Genomic DNA, 24,625 nt, shown 5'->3' with positions numbered 1-24,625 from the left:
CTTTTCTCATAGGGCTTATAGAGAGACGCCTCGATTCTATTTCGCTGAGCTGGCTTCCACCCGCGTCAGAAATTCCCCGATGTGCTCGAACGCCTCTTCCGCCTCTGGCAACAGGGGTGTAAACAGATGCCACACATGAACCATGTCGGGCCAGGTTTTTATTTCCGCCGGTGAGCCAGCCGCCTGCGCTTTTGCAACATATCGTTGGGCGTTTTCCAGCAGTAGCTCCGATTCACTGACGTGAATGAGGGTTGGCGGGAGATTATGGAGATCGCCACGCAGGGGTGATGCCATCGGGTTGGTAGGTAATACCCGGAAACCCAAAACCGTGCCCCACCACAGAAGCGGAAGAGGTATCTGAGCCAGTTTCTCAACGGTTGGCCCCAGCATGGCATCGGTTTTCAGGTTGGCTCGTTTGCCCAGCGACGTGAGCATGAGCTCGGTAGACGGCGACAGCGCAACCGCAGCGTCCGGTGGTTGCAGCCCCTGGTCTCGTATCCAGGCAATCAGCCCAAGAGTATGACTTCCACCCGCAGAGTCCCCGGCGACCACCACGAAATCTGCCGGAGCTTTCTCGTCCGGGCCGTTGTCGAGTATCCAGCGGTATGCCTGCTGGCAGTCGATAATACCGTCCAGATAACGGTTTTCCGGCATTAGCCGGTAATCAATGGCAAATACGCAAGCATTGGTCAGCCTCGACAACCGGTCAGTGATGGCGCGATGGCTTTTGGGGCTGCCGGCGATCCAGGAACCGCCGTGAATGTAGAGAATCCGGCGGTTGGGCTCTGATCCGGGAGCTATCACCCACTCCCCCTTGGGCCCGCCGCTTGCTGGGGCGCGAGTTTCCGAGACGAGTTCCAGCTCGTCGCTCATGCTATCCATGTAGCGTCGCAGCGCCTTTGCCCGAGCCCGGCCATGGAGGCCGTCAGCTGCAGTATGCATTCCCCTGACCATTTCAAGCACTTGCTGGCGGGCTTCGCTTTGTTCGGGGCGAATGGCTGTTTCACGTTCATCCCGGACATCGCGTTTACGACGCCGTAAAAACACCACGGCAGCCACCAGTGCGACCATTATCAGACCAAACCACATAATTGCGAACCAGGCGATTCCGAAAATCATGAGTAATCCTTGTGTGGTTTCATGGCAGTTCGTCGGTGAGCGGTCATGCTGGTTTACTCATAACCCTCACATGGATCTGTGGCAAGTCCTCAATGTTTCAGACTCCGCGCTCACTCTGCGAGAATTACCCCGTAGACTTAGAAAAGCAGCGCACCATCCAGTAATGCTATCAGTTTGCTCTCCGAGGTTCTTACACCCGTCCATTTCTGATTCCAGTTGCCTGAGTGGCCATACGTGACCAGGCTGCGTTTACACATGAACGATTTCCTGGAAAGTGTGGCCTTGGTCTTCAGTGAGGTGCCAAAAGCAGGCCTTCTCTTTTTATGACTGCCCTGGCTGAGCGCCCCCGGTGGTTTTCCGAGGGCAGAGTGCTGCTCAGCCACTAGACTGAGATGTTTATACCTTGCCAGTGAGCTCCATAAACTCTCGCAAAAGGGCACCAATTCTGCCTGAGTATTCTGGATCGCGATTGGATATTTCGTCGACCACCTCGAGAGATTTCGAACGGAGCAGTGCTACCGCGTCGCTGTTCAATTGAACAATTTCTCCGTTGTATTTGGTCTTGAATTCCTGCATTCGCTGCAGGTCTCTCATCATGAACATCCCGGCGGCTTCGAGGTGTGTTGCCAGAACAGCATCTTCGATGACTTTTTTGAAATCCGATCCCAGCTTGTTCCACGATTTCAGGGAAACAAATACTTCACTGTTTTGATGAGATGCGAGGTTCGGTTGGATAATATATTTGTTTACCTCCTGCAGGTTCATCCCCCATCCGGCAGAGACGCCACCCCAGTGCGCACCGTCGACCACGCCAGTCTGAAGGGCCTGGTAAAGCTCGCCCCCGCTGATAGAAACGGGCGCTGCGCCCATTTTTTCAAATACTTGCGCGGAACTGCCGTTTGAGCGAACTTTGAAACCTTCGAAATCCTTTGGTGTTTCAAGGCGCTTGTTACTGTAGATGGCCGTGCCACCATTCGAAATCGGACCTACCTGATAAATTCCCCGAGTGGCGTAGGCTTCGCGGATAATGTTGAGCGCGCCCATGTCGTGCATGAAAAATTGCATTTCCTCAAGGGAATCCCAGGTTCCGAAGTTACCGTTGAGGTGGCCCGCTGCTGGAATGTCTCCGACCCAGTAGGCGGGATAAATAAGTGCGCCGTCCAGTGTTCCGCGACGGACCCCACGCAGAACATCTCCAGTGGATACTATGGAGTTGGGTTGATGCGTTTCGATCTCAAGCTCACCGTTGGTAGCTTCTTCGATGCGGCGCGCCAATCCATTAAAGATCGGATCGTAATACCAGTTTCCGGTAGGCCAGTGAGTTTGCATCTTCCATTTGATTTTCTGTTTGGGAGAGGCGATTACTGCTGGCGCAGAGAAGCCGAGTGCCGCGACGGTAGCTGCGGCAGCGGTGCCGGTGGACAAAAATTTACGACGGTTTATTGTCTTTGTATCTTTCATATCAGTTTCTCTCGTTGTTGTAATAGGTATCAGGCTTTAGTGAGTAAGTTCACGCCTTCCGTAAGGATGGAAGGAAACGCGAGGAGAAAAATTCCGAAAAGAATCATTAATACAACATAGGGCAACACACTTTTATAAAGATCCAGGATAGGGGTCTGCGGGCTGAGGGTTTTGAGATAAAAGATGTTGTATCCAAAGGGCGGTGAAATGTAACCCACACATAGATTCAGCTGAAAGATAACAGCGAACCAGATGGGGTCGAAGCCGAGCTCGACGACAACAGGCATGAAGATGGGCATCACCAGCAGGATAATGCCGATGGGGTCCAGGAACATTCCGAGAATGAACCCGGCCCCCTGCATGACCAAAATAAGAAGCCAGGGAGAGATCTCCAGAGACAACAAAAATGACTGCACAAAGTTGATGCCATTGGCAGCCGAGTAAACGGAGACAAACGCGCTGGCGCCAAAAATAATCCATATAACCATGCCGCTCATGGTGGCCGTTGAATAACTGACATCTTTGATAAAGCTCCAGTTAAGCTCACCCCGAATGGCAATTGCGGCTAGAACTGCCGCGGCACCCACGGCTGAAGCTTCCGTTGGCGTTGCCATGCCGAGGAATATCGACAGCAGCACCACTGAAATAATGACCATTGGAAGAACAATGGAGCGCAGCGAGCGAATTTTCTCACTCATGGGGACGCTTTCAGCTGAAGCAGGCGCTTTTTCGGGCCGCAGATTCGCTGTCACAATGACATAGCCAAGAATGACAACCAGCATGCCCAGCCCTGCAATCAACCCGCCCATGAACAGCTTGCCGATCGAAAGCCCGGTACTCATGCCGATAACAATCAATGTAATGGAGGGAGGGATCAGAATGCCGAGGGTGCCTGCTGCCCCGATCGTGCCAAGCACGAGTTTTTTATCGTAGCCGTGCTTTTCCATGGCAGGCATTCCCACCATGCCTGTAGTGAGTGTTGAAGCCGCGCAGCTGCCGGTCATGGCAGAAAGAAGGGAAGCGAAACCAGTGGTGCCCACCAGCAGCCCGCCGTTAACTTTTCCGGACCAAAGGTAAAATGCTCGGTACAGATCTGTCGCTATTTTCGACTTTCCGAGCGATATCCCCATCATGACGAACAAAGGGATGGCGGCTAGTGAGATCGACCACATACTGGCAAAGGTGGCAGATAGAATAGGAAACAGGCCGCCTGTGCCGTTCATGATCAATATAAAAATGGTAGCGACTGCACCCAGAGCGAAAGCGAGCGACACGCCAGCTATGATAAAGGCGAGCAGAAGACCAAACATACCAGCGGTTAAAAGTTCTGGTGACATGGACTTACCCTTTGCTTTGTTGTTTTGGATTGATGAACTGGATTGTGGATGCCACAAGGCCACTCAGGCCCTGGATCAGAATGAGAGCTGTCCCGATGAGGAGTGCCAGATTCACCGGCCACATAGGGTGGCGCAAAGCACTGGCGTCTAATTCGTTGAACTCCCAGGCATCCAGAAAGTAAAACCAGGCCTCGTAGGTCAGGGCCGTGGTCCAGAAAGCCAGGGCCAAATAATTGATCATGTCCGCAAAGGCATTCCACCGGGGTGACCGGGTATTGAGCAAAACATCGACTCGTACGTGCCCGCCTTTTATCAGGGTGTAGGCGCCGATCAGGATGAAGTAGGCTGCAAATACACGCTGCGTGTAACCCGGTGCCCACACCGACGGCGCGTTGAAGACGTATCTTGCGATGACCTCGTAAACTACGATAGCCATACCTATGAAAACGAAAAAGCTGAATAGCTTTCCGGCGAGCAGGTTGAACGTTTCAATGATTCTTAAAGGATTCATAGCGTTCTCTATTATTTTAATGGGACCCGTTCTGAATTTTGGTCGCGAGACATCAGGCCCACTGATAGCGGTAAAAATTTTCGCGTAGCATTTTCTTGCTCACTTTGCCGGTGGCGGTGTGAGGCAGAGTGTCAACAAACTCACAGGCGTTCGGTATCCACCACTTGGGGATCTTCCCCTCGAGGAAGCTCAACAGTTGCTCGGGAGCTAGTGAAGGATACGTTTCTTCAGGCACAACAATGAGAAGGGGGCGCTCACTCCAATGCTGATGAGCAACGCCGATGACAACGGCCTCGCGAACCCCGGGGTGTGACATGACTGCATTTTCAATTTCAATGGAGCTGATCCACTCCCCTCCGGATTTGATGACGTCTTTCACCCGGTCTGTGATGCGCATATAACCCAAGGGATCAATAGTCGCTACGTCGCCAGTGTTGAACCAGTCATGCTCTCGCGGCTTGCCATAATAGGCGCTACATGCCCACGGACCACGGATTTCCAGAACGCCGGTGGTTTCTCCGTCATGGGGTAGGGTGTTCCCGTCTTCATCAACGATTCGCATCTGGATGCCGAATAATGGACGGCCGGATTTTAGGCGCTGGTCTGCCCGGGCATCGTCGGGGAGTTGATCGTGTTCGGGTAAGTAGCGGTTGTAACTTCCGATGGGGCTGAGCTCAGTCATCCCCCAGCCGTTTTCCAGTCTGACGCCATGGCGATCCATTTCGTCATAAAGCTGCATTGCGCCTGCAGCGCCCCCGATAACGCCTCGGGCAAGGCTCGGGATGCGAGTTCCGGAGGTGTTCAGGAACAGGTTAATGCTATTCCAAAGTGTCGGTACTGCAAGTGAGAAAGTAACCTGTTCCTGGTTGATAAGGTCGGTCATCGCCTGTGCATCCGACACGTGTGGGCCAGGCAGTACCAGAGCTGCTCCAGCCATGGGGGCGCTGTATGGCATGCACCAGGCATTAACGTGGAACATAGGGACCAGAGGCATTACAACGTCGCCGGATGTCAGGCCCAGTTGGCTCGCCATGTTCTGTGACATGCATTGCAAAACAATGCTTCGGTGGCTCCCCAGTACGCCTTTTGGATCGCCCGTGGTGCCTGATGTGTAACACAGGTTGCTGGCCCGATTTTCATCCAGAACAGGCCAGTCATAGCTTTCCTGCTCTCGGCCCAGCAGGCTTTCATAGGCTTGTAGATTCGGTAACGTGCTCTGCGGCAGGTTATTGGCCGTACATAGCGCTATCCAGTGTTTTACTGACGGAAGATGATCTTGCATCGCTTCGATCATCGGGATGAACTCCGGATCGATGAACAGCGCTTCGTTCTGTGCATCGTTAACAATAAATTTAACCTGTTCGGGGAACAGTTTCGGGTTGATGGTGTGACAGATGCGGCCAGTGCAGGGAATAGCGTAGTGCAGCTCGAAATGCCTGTGGTCGTTCCAGGCAAGAGTGCCGACTCTTGCTTCGGGGTTCAGCTCCAGGCGGTCCAGGGCATTTGCCAGTTTAGTTGCTCGAGCGAAGGCGTCGCTGTAAGTCAGTCTGGAGATGCTGCCATCTGCGCGGCGGGAAATGAGTTTGGTATCGGCGGCGACCATTTCCGCATGGGATATTATTGTTTTAATGCTCAGAGGAGCATCCATCATTAAACCTTTCAAGACAGGCCTCCGGTTTTTGTTTTAAAAAGGGCTACTTCACGTTGCCACGGTACGATGAATAAATAGTTGAGATCGAACTCAGCAAAATGTATGCCCGTTTGCGACGACGCGTTGAAACCCGCGATTGGCGGGGCTGGAGCCTATAAAGGGGGGCGGTTTAACAGAAGCGGCTTTGTTTCAAATTTGAAACGCATGTTGCATTTTTTTGGTTGAGCGTTTCAGTTTTGGGTTTTCGCCTGGGGCTGACGAAGCCTGCGCCAGAGGGTAGAACGGCTAATGCCAAGCGCTTTTGCAGTTTTCGCCATATCGCCATCGTGAGCGTCGAGAGTTTCCTGGATGAGCGTTATCTCGGCGGCTTTGCCGAAATTGTGCAGGCTTTCCTTCGGGGCGTTTAACATTGCATGATGCTCTGTTGGCGCTGAGAACAGCTCTGGAAACAGGGCCTCAAGTGGTTGCGATTCGCCAGGGAACTGGCTCATCAGAAAAGCGCGTTCTATCAGGTTTTCGAGCTCGCGAATGTTGCCACTCCACTTATGATTCATCAGGCGGGGCATGAGTGTATTCAGTATCTCATTAGCCGCCTGTTCGCGGTCGATGTTGCCTCCGGCGAGGTTTTTGGTTAGCAACTTGGTGAGATGTGGAATGTCGGAGGCGCGCTGGCGCAAGGGCGGGACCGATATTCTGAGGATGTTCAGACGGTAGAACAGGTCTTCACGAAACCGGTTATTGGCGATTTCTTGCTGTAGATCCCGGTGGGTGGCTGCAATGACCCGGATGTTGATGGGAGTGGGCTCCGAGCCTCCCAGGCGGAGAACCTGGCGCTCTTGTAAAACCCGAAGCAAGCGGGTCTGAAGATGAATCGGCATATCGCCAATTTCATCGAGGAAAATAGTGCCGTTGTGTGCGGCCTCGAACAACCCCGGCTTCCCGCCTTTGCGACTGCCGGTAAAGGCCCCTTCGTCATAACCAAACAGTTCGCTCTCAAGCAGGGTTTCAGGGAAGGCCGCGCAGTTGATCGCGACGAACGGCATCTGTTGCCTGTTGCTGGCGTTATGAATGCTTTGGGCGAACAGCTCTTTCCCGGTGCCGGTCTCTCCGGTAATCAGCACAGTCGAGTTGGAGTGGGCGTACAGCTTTGCCAGGCGGACTGCTTGTTGAAACGTGTGTTCCTCGCCTGTCAGTTGTTCAAAGTGATATCTGGCAATGAAGTGGCTGGGGCGACTTTGGGAGCGCAATCGACGCTCAGCCCGTTGGATTTCCCGTATTTCCTGGCACGTCAGTATTGCTCCGTCTATCTGCCCTCCTTCCATAATAGGAAGGACGCTAATTGCCAGGCGCTGACTTCCTCGAGAGCTCAGGTGACTTTCAATCGAGGTTCCCGTCGTCAATACGCCTTCTATATCAATGTCGGGAAAGTGTTCGATGGCGCGATCTCCGATGGAGATTGGCTGGTCAGGTTGTAGCAAGGTGTTCATGCTGTTGTTTACGGAAAAGACCGTGCCTGTTGCGTCTAGTGCAATGACTCCTTCGTTCAGATTTTTCAGGACCGCATGAATGCGCCGGTGCCTTTGGGCTTCGGCTGCGCGGCTGTGGCATATGGCAAGCGCATCATCGAGTGTCAGGCGAACAGCGTCAGCATTGATGGCGAAGACGCCTTCCGCGCCGGCGGCTTCGGCCAGTTCAACGACGGTTGGGGAGCCGATGATGACGCGATAGCCTTGATCAACAAAAGTGCGAACTTTCTCGCGTGCATCCTGTAGCGAGGTATAGATTGCCTGCGAGACCTCGACAGTGAATAGTGAGGACATTTCCTCAAGCTCTTTCAAGGTGCGCTGGTGCGTAAGAATGCCGGCTTTGGTGCCGCGCTCCTTGGCAAGGTTAATGGCGCGGATCAGGTCGTACTCACCCATTCTGAACGAGAGAATGGTGATAGAAATTTTCTTCCGCAAAAATTCTGCAGATGCACCGGAGCAGATCAGGATGTCAGCGCGCTGCTCCCGCTCTATGGATTTAGCCGTTGCAAGCAGCTTGTCGACCGACGTCTCTACAATCTGTATATCCGCTTGTTGTTCGTAGCGAGGCAGTATCTCGTTCAATGTTAGCGTTAACTTGCTCGGATGACCGTCGAAAGTGAGATGGTTTATCAGTGCGATGATGCGGGGTTTACGGGGCTCTGCAGGCATGGATCCGTCTTTCGTTGCGTGGGGTTATGGGGCCATGGTAGCTGGAACCGAATCGTTTCAAAAGTGAAATTATACGTTTCACGATTGCGCCAGCGCTGAGATGCCTGTCGCCCATACATCTCTCTATTTTTTTTTACTTTATTGATTTTAAGGTATTTATTTTCGCATCTCTTTGTTGGCCCAGAGTTTGCTGGAGGCAGTTTATGGAAACGTATCTGCGAAAAGAGAGTATCTAATGGATGTTGCACAGAGTGGCTCAAGTTCACAGCATGGTATTGCGGGGGACCGTTGGGGGTGGCGGGAAAGCCTTGAGCACTATTTGTCCGGTGTCTTGCAGGAGAGTGATGCACGGATCACCAACATGGAGTTGCTCTCCGGGGGCGCCATTCAGGAAAACTGGCTGTTGGATGTTCACGTAAGTGGTGGCTCCAAAGCCGGAAAGCACAGGTGGGTATTACGGACCGACGCCCTTTCTGTAGTGGATGTAAGTCTGTCCAGAACGGACGAGTATGCCGTACTTAAAACGGTCCACGAAGCCGGCGTTGATGTGCCTGTGCCGTTCTGGCTTTGCACCGATCCGGGTGTTATTGGTCGCGAGTTTTTTGTGATGCAAGCGGTTGGTGGCACTGCCGCTGGCCACCGTTTGGTCAAAGATGATTCGCTTGTACCTGACCGAGCCGCTCTTTGCCGTGAGCTTGGGCGTAACCTGGCGAAGCTGCACTCCATAAAGCCGCCTCAGCAGGCGCTTGGCTTCCTGCCTGCACCGGTTGCGGATCCGGCTCAGGCAACCATTGAGCAATACCTGGGATTTCTGGATGAGTTGCCCTGGGCATTTCCGGTTATTGAGTGGGGTTTGCGTTGGCTTCGTTTGAACAAGCCTGATCCGGCCGAATCTTGCCTCATTCATAGGGATTTTCGCACCGGTAACTTCATGGTGGACCAGGGCGCAGTGTCAGGCATCCTCGACTGGGAATTCACCGCTTGGGGCGATTGGCGTGAGGACATAGGTTGGCTAACCGCAAAGTGCTGGCGGTTCGGTAAGAATGAGCATGTTGCCGGTGGTATTGGTGCTCTGAGCGATGTTATGGCCGGGTACTCGGAGGTGTGTCCCCGAGAGATATCGCCGGAAGAGCTACGTTACTGGCAGGTTATGGCGCACGTTCGTTGGGCCATAGTGGCTGTTCAGCAGGCCGAGCGACATCTTTCCGGGAAGCAGCATTCCCTGGAGCTTGCACTCACAGGACGGCTGGTGCCGGAGCTTGAATACAATATTTTGACATTGACGGGAGGTCGACCATGAATCGTCCAGATGCGCGTGAGTTGCTTGAGGCGGCCCGGGAAACTCTGATGAACGAGGTCTTCCCGTCGGTCTCGGAGCATTTACGTTACGAGGTGCGCATGATCGCCAGCGCGATGGGAATCGCGGCACGCGAGGCGAAGATGGGGGCGAGTGTAAGTCAGGACGAAGTCGCAGCCTATACAGAGGTGTTGCCAGAGACTGCTGCCATTGATTCAACATCGTTGGAGAGTGCCCGGCAGGCCATGAAAGACGCTATCCGGGCGGGTTCTTTCGATGCCCCCGAGCAAAAACAGAAACAGCTGCAGGCGGTTTTGCAGAAGGTCGTTTTGAACGCGCTGGCGATCAGTAATCCCAAAGTTGTGCCTCCGCCCGAGGGGACACGCTGATGTCTTCAACTCCGAACCGTTACCAGGGTTTAGGCCGTCGCCGCCTGTACCTAATCCGGCACGGACACGTCAACTATTTTGACGCGGCAGGTCATCCATTGGATCCCCGGTCTGTGCCTCTGTCTGCTGAGGGTGAAGCTCAGGTGCAGGCGGCGAGCAGCTTACTGCAAGGCGTGACATTCGACAGAGCCATCAGCTCAGACTACCCCAGAGCGATTCAGACGCTTGAGATGGTTTTGTCGGGTCGGTCAGATTCTTGCCTCACGGAGTCAACCGCTGCCTTGAGAGAGATTCGGGCGGGGCGGCTCAGCCAGATGCCACCAGAATCTTACGACACGGAAGTGGCCGAAGCTTACCACTGGTCTCAACAACCTGGGGCAGGATTTCTGAGAGGCGAGCGCTGGGATGATTTCGGCGCACGGGTTCTCGCATGGTTCCGCATTCTGCTTGCGGATCCGAATTGGCAGAACGCGGTGGTTGCCAGCCATGACGCCGTCAACCGGGTTCTGATTTCGTGGCTGATGAGTGGGGATCTGTCATCTCTGCCGTTCCTTGAGCAGGATCATGCCTGCGTCAATATTGTAGATGTAGACCGCCCAATTGCTGATGGTTCAGTCAAAGCGTACTTGCGCCTCCTTAACCACACTCCATGCAACCCCATTAAATTCGGTGAGCGCTCGACAGTGATGGAGCGAATAACTCAATCCATGTTGTCGATGTGACAACGAAGCCTGTTCACGGTGCTCGGTTTTTAATTAATCCAATGATTGGGAAATGACTATGAATTTTGAACTAAGTGATGAGCTCAAGGCGCTGCAAGCGAAAGTGCGCAGCTTTATCCGGGATGAAGTGATGCCGCTGGAGTCCGATCCGCGCCAGACGGCCCACGGCCCCACCGAAGAACTTCGAAATGAGTTGGTAGCCCTTGCGCGCAAAAACGAACTGCTTACTCTGCATGCTTCGCGTGAAATGGGCGGTGCTGGACTGTCTCATGTTGCGAAAGCTGTGATCTTTGAGGAAGCCGGGTATTCGCCGCTGGGGCCCACAGCGCTTAACATTCATGCGCCGGATGAGGGCAACGTTCACCTGATGGATGTGGTGGCTTCAGAGGCGCAGAAAGACCGCTGGCTACGACCTTTGGTGGAAGGGAGAACACGTTCCTGCTTTGCGATGACTGAACCTTCTCCGGGGGCAGGATCGGACCCATCGATGCTCAACACAACGGCTGTCCGCGACGGCGATGATTATATTATCAATGGTAAAAAGTGGTTTATAACCGGAGCAGAGGGGGCCACTTTTGCGATCATCATGGCGCGAACTGACGATGGAAACGCCACCATGTTTCTGACAGATACTGACAGGCCCGGCTTTAACGTTGACCGCATGATGGATGTTATGGACTCGTGCTTCACCGGCGGCCATGGCGTCGTACGCTTCGAGAATCTTAGAGTGCCAGCCACCGATATACTTGGCGAAATTGGCAAAGGATTTCGGTACGCGCAAGTTCGTCTGGCTCCGGCTAGGCTGACCCATTGCATGCGTTGGCTGGGAGCAGCTCAGCGGGCCCATGACGAAGCCTGTCGATATGCGAGTACACGCGAATCTTTCGGAAAGCGCCTGGGTGAGCACCAGGGCGTAGGCTTCATGCTGGCCGATAACGAGATGGATATGTTGACTACGCGGCTGGCTATCATGCACTGCGCATGGGTGCTGGACAAAGGTGAACGCGGAAATACCGAGTCCAGTATGGCCAAGGTGATCAGTTCCGAAAGTATTTGGCGAGTAATTGACCGGAGTGTTCAGGTTCTTGGCGGGCAAGGCGTGTCAGGGGAAAATATCGTAGAGAGAATCTTTAAGGATGCCCGAGGCTTCCGCATCTATGATGGCCCGAACGAGGTTCACCGGATGAGTCTTGCAAGGAAAATTCTTGCTCGCAACACTGACAAATCAAAAGGTTAATCATGTCGAATAGTCATCATCTTTTCAGTCTGGCCGGCAAGCGTGTGCTGGTCACAGGGGCGTCAAGCGGGCTTGGGCGCCATTTTGCCAAAACACTGGCCAAAGCAGGTGCTCAGGTTGTTGTGGGCGCGCGTCGGGTTGATCGCCTCCAAGAGCTGGTCGCGGATATTCAGAGTGAGGGCGGTACTGCCTTGGCCTTGCCCCTGGATGTTGCCTCACGAGAGTCAGTTGTTGCCTGTCTTGACGAGCTCTGCAGCCAGTATGGCGGGATTGATGTCGTTGTGAACAACGCCGGCGTCAGCGATACCAAGGCAGCGCTGGATTATACCGACGACGATTGGGACGCTATCGTGCAGACCAATCTCAAGGGCGCGTGGATCGTAGCTCAGGAAAGTGCTCGTAGAATGGCTCAGAATGGCGGTGGCTGTATTGTTAATGTTACGTCCATTCTGGCGACTCGGCTGGCGGGTGGTGTCGGACCCTACTGCGCGGCCAAGGCTGGCCTGGCTCACCTGACTCGTTCTATGGCGTTGGAGCTGGCGCGACATGGTGTTCGAGTCAACTCATTGGCGCCTGGCTATGTAATGACTGAAATCAATCAGGATTTTCTGGAAAGTGACGCGGGGGAACGACTTAAAAAGCGTATTCCGGCGCGGAAGTTCTGTCAGGTCCAGGATCTGGATGGTGCGCTCCTGCTTCTTGCTTCTGATGCAGGAAGAGCCATGACGGGTTCTGAAATAGTGGTTGATAACGGTCACGCCTGCTCGGGCTTATAAGGCCCATCAGAGCCCGCACGTTTGGGTGGGTTCTGAAGGGTTCTACCCCGTTACTGCGGACACTTCTAAAAAGAGGCACACTGTGTCAAAGGAATGTTCACGTCCAAACGCAGAAAATTTAGCCCAGAATTAAAACGCGAAGCCATCGCTTTAACTCGCCAACCCGGTGTGAGCTGTCGTCAGATAGCCTTGGAGGTGGGCATCAACCCAAACCTGTTGTCGAGGTGGAAGCGGGAAGCTGATGCCGAGGCAGGCAAGGCCTTCAAGGGAACAGGGTCACCGAGAGATGAGGAGCTTGCCGGGCTCAAACGTGAACTGGCGCGCGTAAAGAAGGAGCATGGTTTTTTGCGCGAAGCGGCAGTGTTCTTCGCAAAGGAGTCGACCTGAGGTATCAGGCGATTCAACGTTGTCGCAATCACTTCCCGATACGTTTTATGTGCCGATGCTTGAAGGTGTCAGCCAGCGGTTATTACGCTTGGGTATCTCGCCCTCAGTCCACCAGGGCAAAGGCTAACCAGCACCTGTTGTCACGCATCAGAGATGATTCATGATGACAGTGGCGGGATGATGGGCTGGTCTATGCATCACCGGCAGGATCGCTACATGGTGATCAGGACCGTTGAGATGGCGGTTTGGCAACATCAGGGCAAAGCGCCTGTGATTCTGCATTCAGATCGAGGCAGTCAGTTCACCAGCGATACCGTACTTTAAATGAAGCGCGTGCTGATGTGTTCGATTACATAGAGCGGTTCCATAATCCCAGGAGGCGACGTAGAGTTGCTACTCAGGATCTGAAGTTATCAGCTGTTTTTTTGGCCCTACGCTTGCACGTAAGGCCAAAAAAACAGGGCGAGCCCACTAGGATTTGAGTCTGTGATACGCCCCACCGTAAAGCTAAAAGTGGGGCCTGACTTCTGGGCACAGGCACTGGTATCCGGCCTGGCACACATTCCTGGATGGAAACTAATTAGTGACTCGGAGCCAGCTTGGAAGCCACAGTCTCAAAAAAAGAGCGAGATGCAGCGTTGAGCTTTGCAACCAGTGAGCCAACGCTCTCCGCGATGTACTGGTTACGTTCTCTTTTGGCACGTTTCACAAGATCGTTAATTTCGTCAATGCTAGGTATGGTTGAGAGTTCTGTAGCCATGGGGTGATTCTCCTCGGTTGCACCTTAAAATTCTATGTGACCTATGCTACTGAGATCGTTAGAGTTGGAAAAGCGATCCTTTCTAAGCACAATGATTAGAAAAACTCATGATTAGTGGTAACCCTTATGCGCCGTCTTCCCCCTTTGAATGCACTAAGAGTGTTTGAGGCATCTGCCAGAAAAGGCAGTTTTGCAGCGGCTGGCGACGAGTTGTCCGTGACGGCATCTGCTGTGAGCCACCAAATTAAGACACTTGAGGAATATTTAGGGGTAAGGCTGTTTAGCCGTAGCAAACGGAAGGTTGAGCTGACCCCGTCCGGAGAGCAGTACCTGATGTCGGTCAAACACGCGCTGGACGAAATCGAAATGGCGACTCACAGGTTGGCAGACAACCAGGAATCGAATGTGGTTCGTATCAGCGTAGCGCCCAACTTTCTGACTCGGTGGCTGATGCCGCGCATGTCTCGTTTCAGAGAGATATATCCGGACATTGAGCTGCAGATAAGTGCCTCTTTAGGTTTGCTGGATTTCAATCAGTCGAACACGGATATGGCGGTCTACTATGGAAATGGCGAATGGGATGACATTGAGGTTTATTTTCTGCAGAAAGTAAGGCTTGTGCCTGTATGTAGCCCGAAGCTTTTGGAGGGAAATTACCCTTTGCGGGTTCCGAATGACCTGCGCCATCACACCTTGATCTATGTCGGTACACGCAAGTGGGAATGGGAGAACTGGTTACAACTTGCCGGCGCGGAGTTCATTGCGCCCAAGGACAGCCTTCAGTTGTCCAGTAGTCAACTAACTACGGCGGCAGCGCAGGAAAACCTTGGAGTTGCGCTCGCGGACCCCACGCTGACTTCCAGGGAAATCAGTTCCGGGAATCTGGTAGTGCCGTTCGATATTCCGCTTGATACCCGGAAAGCCTTTTATCTGGTTTATCAGAAGCACCGCCCATTGACCTTGGGTATGAAGGCGTTCAAAGAATGGTTGATCAACGAAATGCAGGCTACCGATGCATATGGGGTAGAAAATGTGTCCCTGCCGGGTAAGGCCGCGGAACACTAGGTTGAATTTTACGTCTGAGATTTATGTTCGCAACTGTCAGGAAAAGCGTGTCCCAAAAGGGGACAATTTCAGTGATCCGTTTCTCTTGAAAAGTATCCGATAGTTAACGATATAGTCCACTTGTCTGAGTTCTTGCCCTGCGTTTTGGTGTAAGTGGCTAGAAAATTGAAAGGCCTGAGTCCCGTAGAGTATAGAACTCAGGCTCTGCGCCCGGCTTAGCTTGGCAGGTATTCCCTACTCCATTTCATCCCGGCGATACCACGCTCTATCATCGATTCGATTTCCTCCTCAGTGTAGCCAACGCTAGCCAAAATATTGCGTGTGGAGTGGCCATATTGCTCCGCTGGCTCAATAGTTCGGGTGGACGCTTCAGTCGGACGAACCGAACAGTGGTCAATCTGCGTAATGCAGTGGCCGCTCGGGTGGTTCGGGTAGGTTGAGAAAGAGAAACTGCCCAAAGCCGTACCCGGAGTGCCATCGGCGTCGCGGTTGTATTGCTCGCGCAGGTCTTCAATGGCATTCGGTTGGGCCGCTGCGATGTCCGCTTCCTGCAGTGTTTCTGCCCAGTAGCTGGCCGGTGCTGTACGGAAAGCTGCGTGCAGAAAGTCGCGGATACTGGCCGCTGAACTAATACCCTGCAAACCTTCGACACCTTCGAGCTTGTCCAGCTCAGAACGGTTCGAGTCCAGGAAGATCCAACCCTCACTGGTTTTATAGAAGTGTGACAGCTCGTGATGACCCAGAGCTTCCCGTCCGGATGGCTCATTGAAGGGCGCGCGGCCCTTATAGTCAAAGGCAAACGGGATTTGAGCAATGTTGGTCACCGCCGACAGCGAGGTGCGTGCGCGGGTGGCCTGGCCGGTTTTCAACTTGTGATAGAGCGAAACCGCCATGCCCAGGCCCGCAGCAAAGCCACAGTTTACGTCCAGGGTACCCAGATGCGCGTGCTCCTCAGGCGTGGCTGGGCCACCGAAGCGGCTCATGATGCCACTGTTGGCTTGAACGATGTCGTCGTAACCGATGTAGTCGGTCTTGGGGCCACGCAATGGGCCGCCAAGGCAGTCGAGGCGACAGAACAGTACGCCCGGGTTTATGGCTTGCAGGCTGTCGTTGTCCAACCCCAGGGATTTCATTTGGCGGTCGGGTGCGTTGATAACAACCATGTCTACCGAACGCACAAGACGGTTAAACGCTTCCCGACCTTCGGCTGTGGTTATGTCCACCAGCGCGCTTTGTTTGTTGACATTGGTCTGGAAGGTGAACAAAACACCAATCAACGGATCGTACATCGGCTTGACCGTATCCAGCTTGATCACTTCTGCACCAAAGCGGCTAAGGAAAGCCGTTGAGTGCGGGCCGGCGATGACGTTGGTCAGATCCAGAATGCGCAGACCTTCAAGCCAGCCGTTGCCGCTGGCTGGCTGAATAGATTGGCCGGTGGGCCGGGTTACGGTTTCCTGTGCCGCCACGGCGGACAACTCAGCCAGCGCTTCATCGAAGGAAACCTGTTTGCGAGGGCGCGGCGTCAGCATGTCGGTGGCCATTTCTTCCAGCCAGGCAATCGGCCCCGGCTGCTTCATCAGGCCGTATTCAGGGTCGTTCACCTCAACAATCAGGCCGGCAGCGTTGGTGTGCTCATCGTTCACCCACTCCTGGGTGGTGCGATGCGGGGCTCCGGGGATCTGGCCTTCACCAAACAACACACCCCATTCGGCGGAGGTCTTGGTCAGGAACGCCGTCTTCATTTGCTCAGAGATGATGTCGGCCCACTTTTTGGGCAGCGGGTAAACGCCAATAGAGGTCTCGCCATCCCACTCGGCAACCGGCGCATGCAGATCTTCCACTTCCGGCAACCCTGCGGCCTTGAGCTCGTCGTAAACACCGAGCAGTTTCAGGGCACGTTTTGCGTGATTGCGGTGCGAGGGGCAAACGCAGTAGAACATGCGGCCATCGGCGCACTCGTAGGTGCGGTAAAATGGGTCGAGATACTCCTGGAGGTCTTCATAGCTCAGGTCAAACTTGATGTTATTGGCCTTGCGGTATTCGATTTCATCTTCCCGCATGGTTTTGTAGCGGTTGGGCAAGCCGTCGATAACGTAAGAGTTGTAGGACAGGCCTTCCATCAAAGCGGCGGCGACAGGCACTTCAACGTGATCACCCCGGCCGGTTTTTTCCCGCTCCAACAGCGCCAGTACGGCGGAGCTTGAAGCCAGTGAGATGGCGTACGCCGAACCCAGCGGGAGAGGGGAGAAGCTAGGGTTGATGCCCATCAGCACCCGGTTGAAGCCCATGTCGGTGAACGCACCGCAAGTTGCAGCAACCACAGCTTCGGTCGCTTTCCATTCACGGCGTAACTCATCGTTGCTGGCAAAACCCGGCACCGACAGAGTGATCAGTTCGGGACGGTCGGCACGCAGCTGCGCAAAGTCCACCCCCAGCTCTTTCATGACGCCCGGCCGGAAGCTTTCGATCACGATGTCGGCCTGTTCGATCAGCGACTTGGCCTGCGCTAATCCAGACTCGCTTTTTAAATCCAGCTTCAGACAGCTCTTGTTGCGATTCAGCACCGCGTTAGCTGGGTGATCCCATTGGGGGCCTTCTGGTGGGTCGATGTGCACAACGGTGGCGCCAAAGTCGGCCAGCACCATGGCTACAGCGGGGCCGGCAATCTGCTGGCCAAAATCAACAACGCGCACGCCTTCTAACGGCAGGGGATTCTTTGTTGTCATTGCTCTTTATCCTTCTCGCTATGTTTCAACGTTTGTTGAGCTGTCATGAAAACCGACAATGTTTCGGTGGCAGTCATGTTAGGGGCACACGCGACGATCGGACCAGCAATATAAAAAGCCCCTGAGACCTCAATTTATTTATAGGTGGTTGTAGGTAATGTTGTTGTGGCTGCGCGAGCCATAAAAAAAAGCAGGTCTTAGGGGCGGTTTTTATTGGTTTCAATCCACAGCAATACCTGATGAAAATAACACCACTTCGACAGAGGGTGCTGAGTCATCTCAAGAACTTATTGGATCAGAGCGAACAATAACAATTAGCGAACTCCACAAGAGGTAACAATGTATGAATAACAACAAAGAGTTAGTCAGCTCGTCCGGCTGGCTGGCTGGAACCAGTCCAGTCATGGCCGTGGGCGCAGGAGTACTGGTACTTGCGTTTGTTTTGTTTACCGTAGCAGACCCCGAGTATGCCAACGCGTTGTACAGTGCCGCCAAGAACTTTATTGCCAAAGAGCTGGCCTGGTATTACATAGGCATGGTGAGCATTATTTTGTTTATGGTGATCGGCTTGGTGTTTACTCGTTACGGCAGCATACGCTTGGGTAAAGACACTGATCGGCCAGAGTTTAGTAATTTTTCCTGGTTTTCCATGCTGTTTGGAGCCGGAATCGGAATCGGCATCCTGTTTTGGAGTATTGCTGAGCCTATTTCATATTTTCAAGGCAACCCGTTTATCTCAGAAAACCAGCAGCTGACGGCGGAAGCGGCGCAAGTGGCCATGCGAGTGTCGATCTTCCATTGGGGGCTGCACGGCTGGGGGGTGTTCGCCATGAGTGGTCTGATCCTGTCCTACTTCAGCTACCGCAAAGGTTTGCCTCTTTCTATCCGGTCCAGTCTCTATCCCATTTTTGGTGATCGTATCTACGGTCCGATTGGCCATGTGGCCGATTTGCTGGCCGTGTTCGGTACCATCTTCGGTATTGCCACCTCTCTGGGGATGGGCGCGCAGCAAATGAATACCGGACTGAACTATTTGTTGGGCGTTGAGGTTTCAACGACCAACACCATTATTTTGATTGCGGTGATTTCGGTTGTTGCGACGATTTCGGTGGTTACCGGCCTGAATCGCGGTATACGTCTGCTAAGTGAGCTCAATATGCGCCTGACCATGGTCATTCTCGGGTTGTTCTTGGTGTTTGGGCCGACCGCCTACCTGCTGGGGGCACTGATGACCAATTTTGGCGACTATGTTGTTCACGCCGTTGAGTTGGGCTTCTGGGTGGATCCCGATCCTGAAAGCCAATGGCAGGGTTGGTGGACGATTTTCTACTGGGGCTGGTGGATTTCCTGGACACCCTTCGTTGGTATCTTCATTGCCCGCATCTCCAAAGGCCGTACCGTTCGTGAGTTTATCCTTGGCGTATTGATTGCCCCGACTCTGTTGGCGATTATCTGGATCACCATCTTTGGCAATACCGCCATGTTTATCGAGCTGTTCGGCAGTGGCGGTGTGGTTGAGGCGGTCAATGCCGACACCACCATGGCTTTGTTCAAGACGATTGAGCTGATGACTGACAGCAGTCTGGTGGTTACGCTGATGGCCAGTATCTGCACTATTATGCTGGTGACTTACTTCGTGACGTCTGCCGACTCTGCGACCTTGGTAGTGTGTACGCTGATCTCGATGGGAGATACCAACCCTCTGGCCCGTTATCGAGTGTTCTGGGGGGCGGCAATTGGCGCGGTCGCGGCGGTTCTGTTGCTGGCCGGTGGTCTGGGGGCGTTGCAAACCGCCACGGTCGTCGCGGCTTTGCCTTTCTCAGTGATTTTAATCATGGCCATCTACGGCTTTTTCAAGTCCTTGCGTGAGGAGGCGATGCCGGGGAAGCTGCATAGTCCCGCCAGGATGGCAGGCGCAGCTGAGCCACGGGTTAACAAATCGGGTGTGGCCGCTGCTACAGGTGCTCACTGAAAATTAGTAACAATATCCTGGGCTTAGATCCAGTCTGGGTAAGCCCCCAACTTCAGAAACAGGTAGAGCAAATATGGTTACCCAAGTCATTCTCCCGCGCATCCTGCAAATCGGTGAAGGTGCCTCGCAACAGCTGCCGAAAGTACTGGCGAGCCTGGGCTGCAGTCGTCCGTTAATCATCACCGACAAAATGATGGTCAAACTCGGTTACACCCAGACCATTCAGGACTGCCTGGCTGCCAGTGCACTGTCGGCCGACGTGTTTGATGACACAGTGCCAGAACCCACGGTCAGCTCAATACAGGCGGGTGTTGCCAAAGTTCGCGACGGGGATTACGACAGCATCATCGCCCTTGGCGGCGGTAGTCCCATCGACAGCGCGAAAGCCATCAGTATTCTGGGTAAATTTGGCGGTACCATGCGGGACTATAAGTTTCCGCGCATCGTCAATGAACTGGGCTTGCCCATCATTGCCATACCTACCACCGCGGGTACCGGTTCGGAAGCTACCCGGATGACCATCATCACGGACGAGTCCAACGATGAAAAGATGATGTGTATGGGTGTGGGTTTTATGCCCGTGGCGGCACTGGTTGATTTTGATCTGACCCTGAGCCTGCCCAAGCGCACCACCGCCGATACCGGCATTGATGCCCTGACGCACGCTATGGAAGCTTACGTCAGTCGCAAGGCGAGCCTGTATACCGACGGCCAGGCAATTGCGGCAATGCGCTTAATCGGCCCGAACCTGCGGCGCGCGTTCCATGATGGCACCGATAAAAATGCTCGCGAGCAGCTCATGCTGGGTTCCACTCTGGCGGGCATTGCTTTTTCCAACGCTTCGGTGGCTCTGGTGCATGGCATGAGCCGGCCTATTGGCGCGGCTTTTCATGTGCCTCACGGCTTGTCTAACGCCATGTTGTTGCCTGCGGTCACCGAGTTTTCCATTCCTGCCGCCGCTGAGCGTTATGCCGACTGTGCCCGTGCTATGGGGGTTGCTTCGGAACAAGACAGCACCGACGTCGCCAACAGCAAACTGATGGCGGAGCTTTATGCCTTGAATGACAAACTGGAAGTGCCGACTCCGGAAATGTTCGGTATCGATCGCGCCGAATTTTTCCGGCTGTTGCCGACCATGGCAGAGCAGGCGCTGCAGTCCGGGTCGCCGGGAAACAACCCCCGTATTCCCAGCGCTGATGAGATTATCGAACTTTACAAAAAGCTCTGGTAACACCAGCAGCCAACCACCGGTTATCTAACAACAACTGACGCACCCGCTGGGTGAACACACATTGAGGACAAACTATGAACACTGTAGGACATTTGATTAATGGCCAGATGGTTGCCGACGAAATCCGTACGCAACCTGTTTTTAACCCTTCCACCGGTGAGGCTTCACGGCAGGTTGCGCTGGCGTCCAAAGCCACGGTAGAGCAGGCCATTGCCGCGGCAGAAGCCGCCTACCCAGCGTGGCGCGCGACTCCGCCGATCAAGCGTGCCCGTATCATGTTCCGCTTCAAGGAACTGCTTGAGCAGAACGCGGATCACATTGCCCGGCTGATAGGTGAAGAACACGGCAAGATCCAACACGATGCTCTGGGTGAGCTGCAGCGCGGGATCGAAAATGTGGAGTACGCTTGCGGCGCTCCTCAATTGTTGAAAGGCGAGCACAGCCCCAGCGTTGGCCCCGGTATTGACACCTGGAGCGAATTCCAGCCGCTGGGCGTCGTGGCGGGTATTACACCGTTTAACTTCCCCGCCATGGTGCCACTGTGGATGTACCCGATGGCCATCGTTTGTGGCAACTGTTTTATCCTGAAGCCCTCGGAGCGTGACCCCAGCTCAACGCTGTTCATTGCCCAGCTGCTGCAGGAAGCGGGTTTGCCCGACGGCGTCATGAACGTGGTTAACGGCGATAAAGAAGCGGTGGATACCCTGCTGACAGACCCTCGCATCCAGGCGGTCAGTTTTGTGGGCTCAACGCCGATTGCCGAATACATCTACAGCACCGCCAGTGCTAACGGTAAGCGTTGTCAGGCTTTGGGCGGCGCCAAGAACCACGCCATCGTCATGCCCGATGCCGACATGGACAATGCGGTGAACCAATTGCTGGGTGCGGCATTTGGCTCCTCCGGCGAACGTTGCATGGCGTTGTCGGTTGCGGTTGCCGTGGGCGATGCCGCCGGCGATGCTCTGGTTGCCAAGATGGCTGAGGCCATGAAAACCCTTAAAGTGGGGGCGTACAGCGAATCCAGTAATGACTTTGGTCCCGTCATTACTGGCCAGCATCGCGACAAGATTGTGGGCTATATCAATAGCGCCGAGCAGCAGGGCGCGCGTATTGTGGTGGATGGCCGGGAACAGGTTGTTGCCGGCCACGAAAACGGCTTTTTCGTCGGTGGTACGCTGATTGATCAGGTCACTCCCGAGATGACCAGCTACCAGGAAGAAATTTTTGGGCCAGTGCTTCAGGTGATGCGCGTCAACACCATGCAGGAGGCTATGGATCTGATCAACGCCCACGAGTACGGCAACGGTACCTGCATCTTTACTCGCGATGGCGAAGCCGCCCGTTACTTCACCGACAACATCCTAGTCGGCATGGTCGGTGTTAACGTACCTCTGCCAGTGCCGGTGGCCTATCACAGCTTTGGGGGCTGGAAGCGCTCCCTGTTTGGGGACTTGCACGCCTACGGACCGGATGGAGTGCGCTTTTACACGCGTCGCAAGGCGATCACCCAACGCTGGCCGTCCGCCGGAGTGCGTGAGGGCGCTGAGTTCTCGATGCCAACGATGAAGTAAGCGTTCAGAGCTATAGGTTGCTCATCATAAGTTGATTATTGGCGGTGTACTCATGAAGTGAGTCACCGCCTTTTTTATGTCTGGAGCGATGCTGGCATTACAGTGAGTGATAAAACAGAATAGGACTCTTAACTATAAAAAAGTTGTGGATCATGAAAAAGAGGCTCCCACCGTTAAACTGGTTGCGGACGTTTGAAGCCGCAGCGCGCCACCTGAACCTGACCCAGGCTGCAGTTGAATTGAACCTGACTCAGGCTGCGATCAGTCAGCATGTGAAGGGCCTCGAATCTCAGCTCGGTACGGACCTGTTTCGGCGATTACCCCGGGGCCTGGAATTGACGGACGCCGGCAAGGCGTATCTGCCGGTGGTGCATGAGTGCATCAGACGGCTTACCACGGCGACGGATGAAATTTTCGGTCAGGGTAAAACCCGCTTACTGACCGTCAGAACGAATCTTGTATTCTTCACCACCTGGATAGCTCCCCGATTTGCGCGCTTTCGCGAGAGACATCCGGATGTGGGTGTGCGTTTTACCAGCAATATCTGGCTGGACAACAGCACGCACGATTCCGATATGGAAGTCCGCTACGGGAAGGGGGACTGGCCGGGCTTTGACGCGGACCGATTGAGCTGGGATGAGCTGTTTCCCGTCTGCAGCCCCCAGTTGGCAAGCAATCTCGGAGATATCGATTCCGGGGGGCTGGAGGCTTTTGAACAACTGAGTAAACAGACACTGCTACACGTTATCGGTTATGAGGAAGGTTGGGGCCATTGGCTCGATCAAGTAGGTTTGTCTGATATCCGTTTTTCACAGGAAATTCAGTTTGATACTTTAATTTCTGCGCTGACGGTGGCGAAGCATGGGGATGGCATCGCCCTCGGAAGGACCAGTCTGGTTGAAGACATGATCGGTAAAGGCATACTGACAGCGCCGTTTGCACAAAGAGTACCGACGGCTGAAGCGTTCTATCTGGTGCGGCCGTCCAATAAATATATTCATCCCCACGCTGAAATTTTTCGTGGTTGGCTGATGGAAGAGGCTGAGCGGCGGCCGGGTCCCCCTCTGGCAGGATAGTTGGCACTACTTAATTTTTAACCAGTTGGGCACAGCCAAACAAAAAGGCCCTACGCTCTCACGTAAGGCCTTGAAAAATATGGCGCGCCCGACAGGATTCGAACCTGTGACTCCTGCCTTCGGAGGGCACCCCGTTAGACGGTTTTAACTGGCCGGCCTCGCCTTAAATCGGTGTAAGTCGTTGCTGCCTATGGGTTTTGTCGATGTGCGCTTGTCCAAATTAAAACAGTTAAGCTCACATAACGACCTGTAGTTTGGGCACAGCGTGAGATTTTTGGATCGCCCGAATATGACCCTTGGTTGCTGAGGAATTGGAAGGTTGTTCGGTGTGGGCCGGCCCCGATTTTAGCATTGTCAGATTGGAGTTGAGAGTCTGGGTGTCTCGGATAGTTGACTCCAACATGCCAATCTCCAGCACTACGACTTAGCTTAGCCTCCGACTTTGATTTTCAATGTACAGATCGCGGGGTCTATTAATGTGAGTTGCATTCAATTTTAATAGTTTTTCCCGATCTTGCGCGATGAGCGCTTCGATCATTTCAAAGTGTTCCTTGGATGCTTTGTCTCTGTATTCCGCATTAAAGAAACCTCGTGATCTCATAGGGTGGCTCCTCCAAGCATATGAGCCGATAGCTTCAACTAAAAATTTATTTCCACAAGCGTTAAAAAACACATCATGAAACTCGTTGTTAAGCCGAAAAATATTTTTTAAATCAGCTAACTGACATGCTTTTATATGCTCTTCATTTAGCCGTTGTAGTCGATCAATTACCTCGGAAGGAACAGGAAAAGTTATGCGAGATATTGCTTGAGACTGCAGCGCATGGCGAATCTCATACAGATCGATGACTTCTTCCGTTGTGTAATCTCGAACTCGAGTACCTTTGTGCCTTTCCTGGCAGGCTAGCCCCACTTGAACAAGTTCTTCCAAGGCCTGACGCACTCTGTGCCGCGTTGCACCGAAGCGGCTCATCAGCTCATCTTCGATTAGACGTTCACGAGGGTGTAGTTGTCCGAAAATAATTTCGTGCTCTAAGACCCCAACTATAGCGGAGACAGTTGGAGGCTTGGCTGTCGATTTTGAAGCAGAGTTTTTTTGGTTTGTCATAGTCTCATGGTATTTGGGGTGTTGACTGAAC

At 53.7% G+C, this 24,625-nt stretch carries 19 protein-coding genes and 1 pseudogene; 11 read left to right on the top strand and 9 right to left on the bottom strand.

Annotation, left to right across the window (positions count from 1 at the left end; all coding sequences use genetic code 11):
- Window positions 1-36: 36 nt before the first annotated feature.
- The 6 genes from ACN0V1_RS00890 to prpR form a co-directional block, all read right to left on the bottom strand.
- Window positions 37-1,119 (bottom strand): alpha/beta hydrolase, encoded by a 1,083-nt coding sequence (locus ACN0V1_RS00890; RefSeq protein ID WP_417543177.1) that lies wholly within the window; start codon window positions 1,117-1,119, stop codon window positions 37-39.
- A gap of 396 nt (window positions 1,120-1,515) precedes the next feature.
- Window positions 1,516-2,580 carry a TRAP transporter substrate-binding protein gene (locus ACN0V1_RS00885; RefSeq protein ID WP_417543176.1) on the bottom strand — a complete coding sequence of 355 codons (1,065 nt, stop codon included), beginning with the start codon at window positions 2,578-2,580 and terminating at the stop codon, window positions 1,516-1,518.
- A gap of 29 nt (window positions 2,581-2,609) precedes the next feature.
- The gene (locus tag ACN0V1_RS00880) at window positions 2,610-3,974 is read right to left on the bottom strand and encodes a TRAP transporter large permease (RefSeq protein ID WP_417543175.1); all 1,365 of its coding nucleotides are present in this window, start codon (window positions 3,972-3,974) and stop codon (window positions 2,610-2,612) included.
- On the bottom strand, window positions 3,922-4,428 hold the full coding sequence (locus tag ACN0V1_RS00875) for a TRAP transporter small permease subunit (RefSeq protein WP_417543174.1): 507 nt from the start codon (window positions 4,426-4,428) through the stop codon (window positions 3,922-3,924). Before ACN0V1_RS00875 ends, ACN0V1_RS00880 begins: the two co-directional genes overlap by 53 nt.
- A gap of 52 nt (window positions 4,429-4,480) precedes the next feature.
- Window positions 4,481-6,091 carry a long-chain fatty acid--CoA ligase gene (locus ACN0V1_RS00870; RefSeq protein ID WP_417543173.1) on the bottom strand — a complete coding sequence of 537 codons (1,611 nt, stop codon included), beginning with the start codon at window positions 6,089-6,091 and terminating at the stop codon, window positions 4,481-4,483.
- A gap of 218 nt (window positions 6,092-6,309) precedes the next feature.
- Window positions 6,310-8,274: a propionate catabolism operon regulatory protein PrpR gene (gene prpR / locus ACN0V1_RS00865; protein WP_417543172.1), complete on the bottom strand. Its 1,965-nt coding sequence runs from the start codon at window positions 8,272-8,274 to the stop codon at window positions 6,310-6,312.
- A 235-nt stretch (window positions 8,275-8,509) separates the two neighbouring features.
- On the opposite strand from prpR, the gene ACN0V1_RS00860 reads away from it, so the two are divergent.
- The 6 genes and pseudogenes from ACN0V1_RS00860 to ACN0V1_RS00835 all read left to right on the top strand — a co-directional run bounded on the left by ACN0V1_RS00860 (window position 8,510) and on the right by ACN0V1_RS00835 (window position 13,564).
- A complete protein-coding gene (locus ACN0V1_RS00860; protein ID WP_417543171.1) occupies window positions 8,510-9,574 on the top strand; it encodes a phosphotransferase family protein in 1,065 nt (354 codons plus the stop codon).
- Window positions 9,571-9,960 carry a DUF6285 domain-containing protein gene (locus tag ACN0V1_RS00855; RefSeq protein WP_417543170.1) on the top strand — a complete coding sequence of 130 codons (390 nt, stop codon included), beginning with the start codon at window positions 9,571-9,573 and terminating at the stop codon, window positions 9,958-9,960. The genes ACN0V1_RS00860 and ACN0V1_RS00855 overlap by 4 nt, the downstream gene beginning before the upstream one ends.
- On the top strand, window positions 9,960-10,682 hold the full coding sequence (locus ACN0V1_RS00850) for a histidine phosphatase family protein (protein ID WP_417543169.1): 723 nt from the start codon (window positions 9,960-9,962) through the stop codon (window positions 10,680-10,682). The genes ACN0V1_RS00855 and ACN0V1_RS00850 overlap by 1 nt, the downstream gene beginning before the upstream one ends.
- 58 nt (window positions 10,683-10,740) lie before the next feature.
- Window positions 10,741-11,919, top strand: coding sequence for an acyl-CoA dehydrogenase family protein (locus tag ACN0V1_RS00845; protein ID WP_417543168.1), 1,179 nt, complete (start codon window positions 10,741-10,743; stop codon window positions 11,917-11,919).
- A complete protein-coding gene (locus tag ACN0V1_RS00840) occupies window positions 11,919-12,695 on the top strand; it encodes an SDR family NAD(P)-dependent oxidoreductase (protein ID WP_417543627.1) in 777 nt (258 codons plus the stop codon). Before ACN0V1_RS00845 ends, ACN0V1_RS00840 begins: the two co-directional genes overlap by 1 nt.
- A gap of 93 nt (window positions 12,696-12,788) precedes the next feature.
- Window positions 12,789-13,564, top strand: a pseudogene (locus ACN0V1_RS00835) (transposase).
- A 98-nt stretch (window positions 13,565-13,662) separates the two neighbouring features.
- Here the strand turns inward: ACN0V1_RS00835 and ACN0V1_RS00830 are convergent.
- Window positions 13,663-13,842: an RSP_7527 family protein gene (locus ACN0V1_RS00830; RefSeq protein WP_417543167.1), complete on the bottom strand. Its 180-nt coding sequence runs from the start codon at window positions 13,840-13,842 to the stop codon at window positions 13,663-13,665.
- A 126-nt stretch (window positions 13,843-13,968) separates the two neighbouring features.
- Here ACN0V1_RS00830 and gcvA point away from each other — a divergent pair, with 126 nt between their 5' ends.
- Window positions 13,969-14,907: a transcriptional regulator GcvA gene (gene gcvA / locus ACN0V1_RS00825; protein ID WP_417543166.1), complete on the top strand. Its 939-nt coding sequence runs from the start codon at window positions 13,969-13,971 to the stop codon at window positions 14,905-14,907.
- 215 nt (window positions 14,908-15,122) lie between these two features.
- Here the strand turns inward: gcvA and ACN0V1_RS00820 are convergent, their stop codons facing one another.
- Window positions 15,123-17,636: a CoA transferase gene (locus ACN0V1_RS00820; RefSeq protein WP_417543165.1), complete on the bottom strand. Its 2,514-nt coding sequence runs from the start codon at window positions 17,634-17,636 to the stop codon at window positions 15,123-15,125.
- A gap of 343 nt (window positions 17,637-17,979) precedes the next feature.
- Between ACN0V1_RS00820 and ACN0V1_RS00815 the strand changes: the two genes are divergently transcribed.
- The 4 genes from ACN0V1_RS00815 to ACN0V1_RS00800 all read left to right on the top strand — a co-directional run bounded on the left by ACN0V1_RS00815 (window position 17,980) and on the right by ACN0V1_RS00800 (window position 23,486).
- Window positions 17,980-19,608: a BCCT family transporter gene (locus ACN0V1_RS00815; protein ID WP_417543164.1), complete on the top strand. Its 1,629-nt coding sequence runs from the start codon at window positions 17,980-17,982 to the stop codon at window positions 19,606-19,608.
- A 73-nt stretch (window positions 19,609-19,681) separates the two neighbouring features.
- The gene (locus tag ACN0V1_RS00810) at window positions 19,682-20,839 is read left to right on the top strand and encodes an iron-containing alcohol dehydrogenase (RefSeq protein ID WP_417543163.1); all 1,158 of its coding nucleotides are present in this window, start codon (window positions 19,682-19,684) and stop codon (window positions 20,837-20,839) included.
- A gap of 74 nt (window positions 20,840-20,913) precedes the next feature.
- Window positions 20,914-22,410: a CoA-acylating methylmalonate-semialdehyde dehydrogenase gene (locus ACN0V1_RS00805; RefSeq protein ID WP_417543162.1), complete on the top strand. Its 1,497-nt coding sequence runs from the start codon at window positions 20,914-20,916 to the stop codon at window positions 22,408-22,410.
- Between the two features lie 152 nt (window positions 22,411-22,562).
- Window positions 22,563-23,486 (top strand): LysR substrate-binding domain-containing protein, encoded by a 924-nt coding sequence (locus tag ACN0V1_RS00800; RefSeq protein ID WP_417543161.1) that lies wholly within the window; start codon window positions 22,563-22,565, stop codon window positions 23,484-23,486.
- Window positions 23,487-23,910: 424 nt separating this feature from the next.
- Here ACN0V1_RS00800 and ACN0V1_RS00795 read toward each other — a convergent pair whose 3' ends face one another.
- A complete protein-coding gene (locus ACN0V1_RS00795) occupies window positions 23,911-24,594 on the bottom strand; it encodes a GntR family transcriptional regulator (RefSeq protein ID WP_417543160.1) in 684 nt (227 codons plus the stop codon).
- Window positions 24,595-24,625 lie beyond the last annotated feature (31 nt).

The organism is Marinobacter sp. (assembly GCF_048266785.1).
Taxonomy (GTDB): Bacteria; Pseudomonadota; Gammaproteobacteria; order Pseudomonadales; family Oleiphilaceae; genus Marinobacter.
Note: the sequence above shows the minus strand (reverse complement) of the source record. Positions and strands in the feature narration are given on the sequence as shown.

What these genes read in the sequence shown, in the direction of transcription:
- ACN0V1_RS00885 (WP_417543176.1), bottom strand. Translation starts at nt 2,580, where the DNA reads ATGAAAGATACAAAGACAATAAACCGTCGTAAATTTTTGTCCACCGGC.
- ACN0V1_RS00855 (WP_417543170.1), top strand. Translation starts at nt 9,571, where the DNA reads ATGAATCGTCCAGATGCGCGTGAGTTGCTTGAGGCGGCCCGGGAAACT.
- ACN0V1_RS00890 (WP_417543177.1), bottom strand. Translation starts at nt 1,119, where the DNA reads ATGATTTTCGGAATCGCCTGGTTCGCAATTATGTGGTTTGGTCTGATA.
- gcvA (WP_417543166.1), top strand. Translation starts at nt 13,969, where the DNA reads ATGCGCCGTCTTCCCCCTTTGAATGCACTAAGAGTGTTTGAGGCATCT.
- ACN0V1_RS00820 (WP_417543165.1), bottom strand. Translation starts at nt 17,636, where the DNA reads ATGACAACAAAGAATCCCCTGCCGTTAGAAGGCGTGCGCGTTGTTGAT.
- ACN0V1_RS00810 (WP_417543163.1), top strand. Translation starts at nt 19,682, where the DNA reads ATGGTTACCCAAGTCATTCTCCCGCGCATCCTGCAAATCGGTGAAGGT.
- ACN0V1_RS00850 (WP_417543169.1), top strand. Translation starts at nt 9,960, where the DNA reads ATGTCTTCAACTCCGAACCGTTACCAGGGTTTAGGCCGTCGCCGCCTG.
- prpR (WP_417543172.1), bottom strand. Translation starts at nt 8,274, where the DNA reads ATGCCTGCAGAGCCCCGTAAACCCCGCATCATCGCACTGATAAACCAT.
- ACN0V1_RS00800 (WP_417543161.1), top strand. Translation starts at nt 22,563, where the DNA reads ATGAAAAAGAGGCTCCCACCGTTAAACTGGTTGCGGACGTTTGAAGCC.
- ACN0V1_RS00805 (WP_417543162.1), top strand. Translation starts at nt 20,914, where the DNA reads ATGAACACTGTAGGACATTTGATTAATGGCCAGATGGTTGCCGACGAA.
- ACN0V1_RS00830 (WP_417543167.1), bottom strand. Translation starts at nt 13,842, where the DNA reads ATGGCTACAGAACTCTCAACCATACCTAGCATTGACGAAATTAACGAT.
- ACN0V1_RS00875 (WP_417543174.1), bottom strand. Translation starts at nt 4,428, where the DNA reads ATGAATCCTTTAAGAATCATTGAAACGTTCAACCTGCTCGCCGGAAAG.
- ACN0V1_RS00795 (WP_417543160.1), bottom strand. Translation starts at nt 24,594, where the DNA reads ATGACAAACCAAAAAAACTCTGCTTCAAAATCGACAGCCAAGCCTCCA.
- ACN0V1_RS00845 (WP_417543168.1), top strand. Translation starts at nt 10,741, where the DNA reads ATGAATTTTGAACTAAGTGATGAGCTCAAGGCGCTGCAAGCGAAAGTG.
- ACN0V1_RS00860 (WP_417543171.1), top strand. Translation starts at nt 8,510, where the DNA reads ATGGATGTTGCACAGAGTGGCTCAAGTTCACAGCATGGTATTGCGGGG.
- ACN0V1_RS00815 (WP_417543164.1), top strand. Translation starts at nt 17,980, where the DNA reads ATGAATAACAACAAAGAGTTAGTCAGCTCGTCCGGCTGGCTGGCTGGA.